Genomic DNA, 11,597 nt, shown 5'->3' on the forward strand with positions numbered 1-11,597 from the left:
TTACGCTTCCATGCGAAAGTTATACGCTTTTCTGTATGTCAGAAGGGATTTTACACTTTTTAAGTAAAATACATTACTTATTGTAACCTATTTGTAATTATTAATCAAACAAGCTATTTTACTCATATTCTTACTATTTCTATAAATTCTTAGATATAGGCTGCAAAAACCTTATTTATGTCCATAAATGCTCTACTATACTTCTTCTTCCTTCAAATAATGCATAGTTTTATGCCATTAATTAAAAATTCAGACAATTTAACAGGATGATTTTAAAGGCTTTTTTAGAAAAAAATAAGCTAAATTCTATTAAAATCCAAAGAAACTTTCATAAAAATTTAATACTTTATCTTTCATTTAAATCTCTTAATAGAATCTAGCTTTTTAATTAATATTTATTTTTCATTCATTAAACCTAATTTATCAAATATCATAAATGATATACTTAAAATCATAGCAACTATAGTAGCAAGTCCCATTCCTTTAATTTCTATTGCACCAAATCTTACTGCTATATTACTTAAACCAACTATCATTGTAACTGATGTTAATATTAAGTTTTTTGATTTTGAATAATCAACTTTCTCTTCTATGAAAGTTCTTAATCCTGAGGTAGCTATAGTACCAAATAAAAGCAAACTAACTCCCCCTATTACCGGTGTTGGTATGCTTCTTATTAAAGCTGATAAGCTTCCTGAAAATCCTAAGATTACAGATAAAACCCCAGCTCCACAAATTACGTAGGAACTATAAACCTTTGTTAATGCCATTACTCCGATATTTTCACCATAAGTTGTAGTAGGAACTGATCCAAAAAATCCAGATATCATAGTTGATAAACCATCTCCTAAAAGTGATCTATTAAGTCCAGGATCTTTAGATAAATCTTTTCCAACTATGCTACTTGTTACTACTAAATGGCCAACATGCTCTGCAACTACTACAAAGGTTGCAGGTAAAATTGTTAAAATTGCATTTAAACTTGGTTTAGCTATATGTATTTGTGGCAATACAAAGAGGCTTGCCTCTTTTACTTGTGTAAAATCTACTAGTCCTAAAAAACAACTAACTAAATATCCAGTAACTATACCTATTAATATAGGTATTACCTTTAAAAATCCTCTTAATAATACTGAAGCTAAAATTACAGTTATTATTGTAATCATTGAAACTAATACCCATGTTGGATTTAAAACCTTAGAATTTGATAAGCCTACTGGGAAACCAGCCATATCTGCTGCTGTTGGTGCTAACTCTAATCCTATTATTGTTACTATAGCCCCCATAGAAGCTGGTGGAAATAATTTTCTAATCCATCCTGTTCCTACAAAACCCACAATGATTGCTATGGTAGCAAACAATAATCCTGATACTACAAAGCCACTTTGTACTTCAGTGAAGGAATATCCCTCTCCCATTAAAAGTAATACTGGTGATATAAATGCAAAACTCGATCCTAAATATGCTGGAATTTTTCTTTTTGTTATGAAAGCATATAATAAAGTTCCTATTCCATTAAAGAATAAGACCGTTGCTGGATCAATATTTAAAAGAATTGGTACTAAGACTGATGATCCAAACATTGCAAATAAATGTTGGACACTTAAAGGAATTGCTTTTTTTAGAGGTAACTTGTCCTCTACTCCTATGACTTCTAGTAGTTCTACCTCTTTATTTTGTACAGATTCTGTCATATTATTATCCTCCCTTTTCTAGACTCTCAGGTCTAAATTAAAAGTTTATATAAAATATAGCATACCGTTCATAATAATTCAATATTTTTTTGTCGCATTTTATGTTATAATAAGTATTCATGTGCATAAAAATAGTTTTTTTGCATTAACAAATTATTAAAATTTAAAGAAGAAAGGACAGAACTTAATGATTACAGTAAATAATGTAAGCTTAAGATTTGGTGGAAGAAAACTTTTTGAAGATGTTAACTTAAAGTTTACTCCTGGAAATTGCTATGGGGTTATTGGCGCAAATGGTGCTGGTAAATCTACATTTTTAAAAATATTAGCTGGTGAAATAGAACCTAATACAGGAGAAGTTTCAATTCCTGCTAAAACTAGAGTTTCTGTTTTAAAACAGGATCATTATCAATATGATGATTGTGAAGTTTTAAAAACAGTTATAATGGGAAATCCAAGATTATTTGAAATAATGGAAGAAAAAGATGCTTTATATGCAAAGCCTGATTTTTCTGATGAAGATGGAATAAAAGCTGCTGAACTTGAAGCAGAATTTGCAGATTTAGATGGATGGGAAGCAGAATCAGAAGCTTCTTCATTACTTCAAGGCTTAGGAATAGGTACTGAGCTTCACTATAGCCATGTTAGAGACCTTAAAGGTGATGAGAAGGTTAAAGTTCTTTTAGCTCAAGCCTTATTTGGTAAGCCAGATGTACTTATCCTTGACGAGCCTACAAACCACTTAGACATAAAAGCTATCACTTGGCTTGAAAACTTCTTAGGAAACTTTGAAGGTACAGTTATAGTTGTATCCCATGATAGACATTTCTTAAACATGGTTTGTACACAAATATGTGATGTTGACTTTGGAAAAATCAAATTATACGTTGGTAACTATGATTTCTGGTATGAATCAAGTCAACTTGCTCTTCAAATGGCTAAAGACCAAAACAAGAAAAAAGAAGAAAAAATTAAAGAACTTCAAAACTTCATTGCTAGATTCAGTGCTAATGCTTCTAAATCTAAGCAAGCTACTTCTCGTAAGAAGTTATTAGATAAGATTACTTTAGATGATATTCAACCTTCAAGCAGAAAATATCCTTTCGTTGGATTTAAGCCTGAAAGAGAAGTTGGAAACGACATTCTAGAGGTTAATGGAATATCAAAAACTGTTGATGGAGTTAAACTTCTAGACAATGTAAGTTTCAGAGTTAACAAAGATGATAAGATTGCCTTTGTCGGAAATGAAAGATCAATAACTACTTTATTTAAAATAATAAATGGAGAAATGGAACCAGATTCAGGAGATTATAAGTGGGGTGTAACTATAACTAATGCTTACTTCCCTAAAGATAACACTGAATTCTTTGAGAATTGCGAATTAAACTTAGTTGATTGGCTTAGACAATTCTCTGATGAAAAATCTGAATCTTACTTAAGAGGATTCTTAGGAAGAATGTTATTCTCAGGTGAAGAAGCTCTTAAACAAGCTTCTGTATTATCAGGAGGAGAAAAGGTTAGATGTATGCTTTCTAAATTAATGCTTAGCTCAGCTAACGTTTTAACTTTAGATCAACCAACTAACCACTTAGACTTAGAATCAATAACAGCAGTAAACAATGGTTTAGCAGATTATAAGAGCGTATTATTATTTGCTTGTCACGACCACCAATTTGTTGAAACTATAGCAAACAGAATCATAGAATTAACTCCAGAAGGAATTAAATTTGATAAAGTTTGCACATATGATGAATATTTAGAAACTAAGTAATAAAAAGAGCGTGTGTTGAAACTTTTATTTCAATACACGCTCTCTTAATTTTATACATTAGCATCACTTATGGTTTTAAACTCATACCCTTCTTCTTTATAATATTTTATTATTTCAGGTAATACTTTTACTGTCTTTTCTTTTCCAAAGGTATCATGCATAAGTAAAACTACTTGATTTTTTCCCCTTGATGTTCTTTTTACATAATCAATCATTTCATTTAAGGTATAAGGTTTTCCTTCTGCATCACCATTTAAAGCATTCCAATCTATACTTACTATTTTATTACTCTCTAAATTATTATTTAACTCTTCTAAATTTCTATCCTTATAATATACTCTACTATTATACCCTCCTGGCATTCTTAAAACATTTGTATCAAACTCAACACCAAGAACATCCCTCATTATATCATTTGTTCTTTTAAATTCATCCATAAAATAATTAACATCTGTTATATTTCCTGGATAAAGCTTTTTAAAATTGTGACTATAACTGTGATTGGCTATAGCATTCCCCTCTTCTATGGCTCTTTTTAAACTCTCCTTAGGTGCTTGTCCAGAGTCTAGTCTAGAACCTAACATAAAAAAAGTCCCCTTTACATTTTCATTTTTTAATATATCTAAAACTTGTTCTGTAAGTGGACTTGGTCCATCATCAAAGGTAAGAAAGACATATTTTTCATTTCCTTCATAAGAACCTTCTACCATTTTACTTACATCTTTTACATTAACAGCATAATTTTTACCATCAAAAGTAACATTTCTACCTGGAACAATATCTGTTGATTTATATTGTGGAAGCTCAACTGTAGCTTCTTCCATCACTAATTCTTTATTTTCACCTTCATCACCTGTATTGCCCTTAGCTACTTCAACTTTATGATTTAAAGCAATTCTTGTCCCTAAAAAGACTAAAGCAACTATAGCAATTAATACTACCCCAATTCTTCTTCGTATATATTTTTTCTCTAAATTCTTCTTTTTTCTTTTGCTCAAAGTCTCCTTACTCATAATACCTCCAAAACACAACTTAATTTATTTTATTATATAAAAATTTCACTTTTGAAATGGTAAGTTTTTTATTACAGAATAGTTTTATTTTATGTACTTTTTTAATATTAATATTAAGTTTTTAAATAACATATTTCTCTATACAAATAGTATACTCAAAAGAAAAATTTATATTATTTTATAAAAAAGTAACTCTATCCTTTTTTGCTTATTTAATGTAAATAAGTTATTAAATGAATAGAGTTAAATAAATTTAAAATTATTTATATTATTTTTTTCATAAACAATAATCTATACCATCTCTCTAACTATTTCATCAATTTCCTTTAAAGTTACTCTTAAGCTTTTTATATATGGCTTGTTATAATCTTTTTCCCAATAGCCATAGGAAGTTAATACAAAAGTTCCATCATCTAAAACTTCGTTTCCTGCATATCCACAATCTCCTGATTTTTCAGTAGGAGTAAAATCTTCCATAAGTCTTATTCTATATTGCCCTTCTCTATTATGAACTAAATCATCATAGGTTCCTACCCAAGCAACCCAGTGACCAGCTACCCAGTCATTTTTATCTCCTGTTTTCTTTGAATCTCTTATTATTTCTCTAAAAGTTATTAGTAGTCTTCCTGATATAGGATCATAAGTTGCTTTATGTCTTTCTCCCATTAAAGCTCCTTGAAGTTCTAAAGGCTCAGTCCAAGTTTCACCTTCATCATTGGAAAATGCAATCATAGAATTGTTTTTCTTACCTTGTGATCTAGCTATTAAAGCTAATTGATTTCCATCAGGAGAACGTAATACTTCAATTTCACATAACTGTGCAGTCTTTTCTATTAAGTTATGCTCTTCTAAAAGCCTAACTGGCTCTGTCCAAACCTCTTCTCCACTTTCATCAAAGCTTAAATAAGTTTTCCAGTTATTATAATTAAGATCATGAAAAATTCCAAGCCACTTATTATCCATATCTCCCTTTTTATTCTTAAGCCTAGTTAAACTAGCGTGAGCAACTATTCCTCCATATTTACCTGTAGGAAAATAATGTTTAAATTCACTCCATGTTTTTCCACAGTCATCTGAATATGAGGTTCTAAATCCCTTTTCTCCACCTCTTGGCATTCCAGATATCATTTCAATTCTACTTATACCATTTGGCTTCTTTATTTTATATATAATAGGAGTTTCCTCACTATTATTCCAGCTTACTGGTGTTTCTAATCTTTCACTCCAAGTTAATCCTGAATCCTCGCTTTTCTTAAGAACTATTGGTCCTACACCATGTCCCTTTGGATAAACAACATACATGGTTTTCTTATCATCCATTAGAACTGTTGATGGATGTCCTAAGTAAACTCCTTCTTCTTTATCAACTAAAACCTGTCTATCCTTATCCTTTGATAAATCTATAAAAGGAATATCATATCCAATTTTTACTTCTTGTTTACTTAATTCCTTTACTTCTTCTCTACTTAAGCATCTGTCATATAAATCTAAGTAATCTATATCCCCATGAAAATGCCTTATACCTTCTCCTTTATTATCTAAAGCTCTTCCTATATTCATAGAATTAAGTTCTGTAATCATACTAAGATTAATAGGACTCTTTAAATACCCTACTTCATTACCATCAACATATAGTTTTATTCCCCAATCTCCTAAGGACATAATTACTATGTGCCAAGAATTATCACCATATTTTTTTGCTGATTTTATATGACAAAGTAAATTATGATTTTCCCTTATATAAAGATTTAACTTTCCATCACTTAATCTTAAAACCAATTCACTAGAGTTTTTTGTTGAATTTAATATGCTAAATAAAGTTTTATCCCCACTATTTATATTGCTTCTAAATTTTATAACAATAGTAAATTCCTTTAGATTTTTAATCTTATTAATATCTTCACTTATATCTACAAATTCTTTTAAATCACTAAAAAATCTTTCTTTTACAGAATAACTTAAAACTCCATCTCCCTCTAAGGATTTACATATTTTTTTACCCCTCATTTGCCCCTCCTAAATCTCAAATTCAAATAACCATAATTTTTTCTACTTAGTATAATAAAGTACCCTTTAAATAATCTTCATAAAATATATACTTATAATAACATTAACTTGTTTATATTAATTTTTTATATACAAAATAACAATTTATTGTAACAAATTTTATTTTCTAATTATTTACAACCTAATTTTATATTATAAAAATAAAGAACCATATCAAACTCTAAAATAAAATTTATGACTCTTAAATAAATATATTTTTATCAGATTTTATAAATTTTATTAGGTAAATTTGATATGGTTTTTAAAATTTAATTAGTCAAATTTAAGACCACTTAAAAGATCAGCAAAAGGATTATTTACATCTTCATTTGCTTCCTTTTTCATCTTTTGCATTATTTTATTTACTTCTCTTTTATTTGTTTTGTTATTTTTCTCAAATCTCTTTTTAAATTGAGATTCTTTTTCTCTAAAGTTACAATTTACTCCCGGGCAAACATATATTTTACCTTCTCCATGTCCCCTAAGCTCTAGCTTTTTCTTACACTCAGGACATCTAGCATTAGTTATTCTAGATATATTTTCTCTATATCCACACTCTCTATCTTGGCAAACATTCATTGTTCCATTTTTGCCTTTTACCTCAAGCATATACTTACCACACTGAGGACATTTTTTCCCTGTTAAGTTATCATGATGAAATTTACTTTCTCCAAGCTTAACATCCTCAACTAAAGCAACAGTATAGTTTCTTATATCTTTTATAAATTTCTTAGAATCACCTTTTCCTTTACTTATTCTCTCTAACATCTCTTCCCAATTAGCTGTTAAAAGTGGTGACTTTAAATCCTTTGGTACTAAATCTATAAGTTGTTTTCCCTTAGAAGTTGGAATTATTTCCTTTCCTCTCTTTTCTATTACAAAGGAATTAAATAATTTTTCTATAATATCTGCTCTAGTTGCAACAGTACCAAGTCCTCCAGTTTCTCCTAAAGTCTTTGCTGAAGATTTATCTACTGATATAAATTTTTGAGGATTTTCCATAGCAGATAATAAAGTTCCTTCATTAAATCTTGCTGGTGGCTTTGTTTCTCCTTTTTTAACATTAACCTTAAGAACTTTAAATTCATCGCCCTCTTTTAATTTAGGAAGTTCTTGTTCTTTTATATCCTCTTCTCCCTCATCATCAACTTCTCTATCATAAAGCTTCTTCCATCCTTTAGCTTTAACTACTTTTCCCTTTGCAATTAATTTTTCTCCATTAACTTCACCAGTTAAAGTTGTTTGAATATATTCAAATGGAGGCATTAATACACTTAGAAATCTCTTAACTACAAGCTCATAAACTCTTCTCTCATCAGAACTTAAATTAGCTAGGTTTCCTTTTTCCTCCGTTGGAATTATAGCATGGTGATCAGAAACCTTATTGTCATCTACAAAACTTTTGTTTGCTTTTATAGGATTTTTTAATAAATCATTTGCTATAATTCTAAATTCTCCTGTAGCTACAGCTTTTAATCTTTCTGGAATAGTAGAAACTATGTCCTTTGAAATATATCTTGAATCAGTTCTTGGATATGTAAGAAGTTTATGGTTTTCATATAATCTTTGCATTATATTAAGGGTCTGTTTTGCTGAATATCCAAAAATTTTATTACAATCTCTTTGAAGCTCAGTTAAATCATATAGTTGAGGAGAAAATTTCTTTTTATTACTTTCATTTATATTAACTATTTTTCCTATTTTCTTCTCATTTAAATGGGCAACAACTTTTTCTTTAAAATCATTTTTAAATATTCTTGAATTATTATCCTTATTTATCCATGTGAAATTACATTTATCTGTTTCTATTAAAATAGTACTATACTCTTTTGGTTTAAAATTTTTAATATCCTCTTCTCTTTGAACTATCATTGCTAAGGTAGGTGATTGAACCCTTCCTGCTGAAAGCTGAGCATTATATTTACAAGTTAAAGCCCTAGTAACATTTAAACCAACTAACCAGTCAGCCTCTGCTCTACACTGGGCAGCCTTATACAAATTATCGTAATTTTCTCCTGGTTTAAGATTTTTAAATCCATCTAAGATAGCTTTATCTGTTTGAGAGGATATCCAAAGTCTCTTTATATGCTTTTTAACATGGGCTTTTTCTATTATCCAACGTGCTACGAGCTCCCCTTCTCTTCCAGCATCTGTGGCTATTATTATTTCATCTATATCTTTTCTTTCCATTTGCTTTTTAACTTCATAAAATTGCTTAGTGGCTTTTTTAATAACCTTAAGTTTCATATGCTTAGGAAGCATTGGAAGAGTTTCCATAGACCATGTTTTAAGCTTGTTATCATAATCTTCTGGAGATTGTAATTCTACTAAATGGCCTAAAGCCCAAGTTATTACATAATCCTTTCCTTCAATATAACTTCCTTTATTATTATTGCATTTTAAAACCTTGGCAATTTCTCTACCTACACTAGGTTTTTCTGCTAGTACTAATTTCTTCAATAAAATCATCCTTTCATGATACTACATATATGTAATATCTCTAATAATATACTACCTTAAATATATTTACTTAACAAATAAAATCCTATATTTTTATTAGGCCCATTTCTTTAGTTCATCATAAATCTCTAATTTTAAGTTTTTTAATTTAATCCAATCAAGTTTCTTTTGGGAATAAAATCTTAGCTTAAAATTACCAAGCTTTTTTCTTATTTGAAGTGGATTTGATGTTACTCTTATTTCTTCCATACTAGATCTTTTTATAAAAATTTGTCTTCTATTAAGAGATTTATAGCTAACATAATATAAATCCTTTCCAAAACCTATTTTAGTATTTTTATATAGCAAAGTTCTCTCAATAATAACTACAGGCACGCTTATTAAAAGAGGCCATATCTCATTAGTTAATAAAAAAAATCCTATACTAGAATATAGCGCAACTTGTATTGGAATTGTGAAAAATCTTCTTAAATCTTTCTTTTCTGGCCTGTACACTTTCCCTTCAAATATAAACTCAGGAATAAGGTTTTTTAATATATCTCTATATCCCTTTTCATTACATAAAGGAAATATAAGTTCATCTTCCTTAATACTATTTCCATATCCAACTACACAGCATTTTATAGTATAGAACTTAAATATTTGATTTATAATATTTTGCTCTATTTTTACTGCATGTATGCTTTCCATTGGAATTGAATAGCTTCTTCTTGTTATTAATCCATACTCAACTTTTAAATAATTATTATTCCTATATATTGTGAACTTATAATACTTAGATAATATTGCTAAGACAGAAAATATCAATACTATTAATAATAAAATACTAAATAAAAAAAGTGCTGATAAAAATATTGCTAATATTGTATCTCTAGATATTACATTTTCCTCAATAACATTCTTGAAAAAACTGATTAATTCTTGATTTAATCCCTTGTATATCTTACTCATAAAATGTATGCTTGAATATAAAACCCCTATTCCTAATAATATGTTGTTTCTAAGCATTGAAAGTAAAATCAAATGAACAGCTGATATGTTATAGACTAAGGTTTGATTTATTTCTCTTTCATCATGTATTAAATTCCTCATCCTATAACTTAAGTTTCCATAAAGGGATTCTAAATCTTTCTTTTTTAATACCATTATTATTTCTGCATTTTTCTTTGAAGAAGGATATACACTATCAATCTTTATCTTTCTAAGCTTAAAAATTCTATAGATTATATTTCTTTCAAGCTCTATTAAGGATATGCTCCTTAAGGGAATCACCATTTCTTCCTTAAGTAGAGCCCCTTCTCTGTATATTAAAAAATTTTCTTCAATTAAAATACTTGTATTAAACCATTTCACCACAGAAAAAATTAAAATTAACACTATAGAAATAGAGGTTATTTCCACAATATAATCATTGAATTTCAAAGCTAAAAATATTATTACTGGCCAAGTATTTTTCATAAGCTTAAAAAAGGTTATAAAAATTTTACACCAATGATTTTTTTTATAAAAATTCATTTTTCACCCCTAAACTCTCTCCTGAACTATATAATTGAAAAATTCTACCTGCTCCTTATTAATTGCTGGAATACTAACTTTCCCTCCGGCAGTATAAATATTTATGCTCTTTATTCTTAAAATCATATCTATTGGATTTTCGCATACATTTATGTATTTTATATTATTCCTTTTTATACATATATACCTTTTAAATAACACTCCATATCTAATCTCAATAAAATCACTAAATATAAAATAAGACCACGTAAAATACTTAATTATTGGACATATTAATACTGATATAATAAATATAACTGTAATTAATAATTGTAAAACCCATAAAGTATTATCCATAATTCCATTTAATTGGTTAAAGCTACTAAAACTTTTTAATCTATAAAATCCTAAGCTTAAACCTAAATATAAAAGTGAAAAAATTAAAAATCTAAGAATAATAGATTTAACAATAAATAATTTACTTAATTTATATTTCATTAACTCCTCCTTTAATAAAAAAAACCTATAAGAAAACCATTCTTATAGGCTACCCTCCTCATACTAAAACTTTCCCTAGTATTAAATATTTTACCACATTATAATACTTATTTAAATCATTATATATTCCCATATTTTCAAAGTTACTTTACCTTATATTTATTTAAATTAATTTCCTTTTTAAGTTCAGGTAAAATAAAATTTATCAATTCTTCTTTATTATTCTTTTCCACAATACTTTTTAATTCTTCATAATTATCAAGAATTATTTCTATTATTGACTTTATCCAAATTACCACTTTCTTTTCAGAGGTAACTGTGCAATCATAAGAAATTACTAAATTTAATTTTTCATAAAAGAATTCAACCTTATTTATTTCCTTCATTGTCATTATTGCTTCTTTAATAAGCTCTTCATATTCACAGTTATTTCTTAATCCTCTTAATATTAAATCATTCTTTAATGTAACTTTTCCCCTTTTACTATCAACTACCTTTATATTTGAAGCCATTTTTATTGCACACCTTTTTAAATCAAGCATATTTTTCTCCCTAAATAATATTCCTTATCTAAAGCTTATGATTAATTCCACTTTAAAATTCCCCCTAAAAATAATACAA

The 11,597-nt window shown here is 28.1% G+C and carries 8 protein-coding genes; 1 reads left to right on the forward strand and 7 read right to left on the reverse strand.

Annotation, left to right across the window (positions count from 1 at the left end):
- Positions 1 to 395: 395 nt before the first annotated feature.
- Complete coding sequence (uraA, locus tag CPF_RS08520; protein ID WP_003455941.1) at positions 396 to 1,694, reverse strand: uracil permease; 1,299 nt, start codon at positions 1,692 to 1,694, stop codon at positions 396 to 398.
- A 187-nt stretch (positions 1,695 to 1,881) separates the two neighbouring features.
- On the opposite strand from uraA, the gene CPF_RS08525 reads away from it, so the two are divergent.
- Positions 1,882 to 3,465: an ABC-F family ATP-binding cassette domain-containing protein gene (locus CPF_RS08525; RefSeq protein ID WP_003456099.1), complete on the forward strand. Its 1,584-nt coding sequence runs from the start codon at positions 1,882 to 1,884 to the stop codon at positions 3,463 to 3,465.
- A gap of 50 nt (positions 3,466 to 3,515) precedes the next feature.
- Here CPF_RS08525 and CPF_RS08530 read toward each other — a convergent pair whose 3' ends face one another.
- The 6 genes from CPF_RS08530 to CPF_RS08555 all read right to left on the reverse strand — a co-directional run bounded on the left by CPF_RS08530 (position 3,516) and on the right by CPF_RS08555 (position 11,518).
- Entirely contained in the window at positions 3,516 to 4,478 is a 963-nt protein-coding gene (locus tag CPF_RS08530; RefSeq protein ID WP_003455997.1) for a polysaccharide deacetylase family protein, read from the reverse strand.
- Positions 4,479 to 4,769: 291 nt separating this feature from the next.
- Positions 4,770 to 6,485: a sialidase family protein gene (locus CPF_RS08535; protein ID WP_003456009.1), complete on the reverse strand. Its 1,716-nt coding sequence runs from the start codon at positions 6,483 to 6,485 to the stop codon at positions 4,770 to 4,772.
- A gap of 312 nt (positions 6,486 to 6,797) precedes the next feature.
- The gene (locus CPF_RS08540) at positions 6,798 to 8,984 is read right to left on the reverse strand and encodes a DNA topoisomerase III (RefSeq protein ID WP_080503689.1); all 2,187 of its coding nucleotides are present in this window, start codon (positions 8,982 to 8,984) and stop codon (positions 6,798 to 6,800) included.
- 96 nt (positions 8,985 to 9,080) lie between these two features.
- Complete coding sequence (locus CPF_RS08545; protein ID WP_011590865.1) at positions 9,081 to 10,499, reverse strand: PH domain-containing protein; 1,419 nt, start codon at positions 10,497 to 10,499, stop codon at positions 9,081 to 9,083.
- A gap of 9 nt (positions 10,500 to 10,508) precedes the next feature.
- Positions 10,509 to 10,976, reverse strand: a complete 468-nt coding sequence (locus tag CPF_RS08550; protein ID WP_003456094.1) for a PH domain-containing protein — start codon at positions 10,974 to 10,976, stop codon at positions 10,509 to 10,511.
- A gap of 143 nt (positions 10,977 to 11,119) precedes the next feature.
- Positions 11,120 to 11,518, reverse strand: coding sequence for a hypothetical protein (locus tag CPF_RS08555; RefSeq protein ID WP_003455939.1), 399 nt, complete (start codon positions 11,516 to 11,518; stop codon positions 11,120 to 11,122).
- Positions 11,519 to 11,597: the final 79 nt, after the last annotated feature.

Source organism: Clostridium perfringens ATCC 13124, from assembly GCF_000013285.1.
In the GTDB taxonomy this organism is placed as follows: Bacteria; Bacillota; Clostridia; order Clostridiales; family Clostridiaceae; genus Sarcina; species Sarcina perfringens.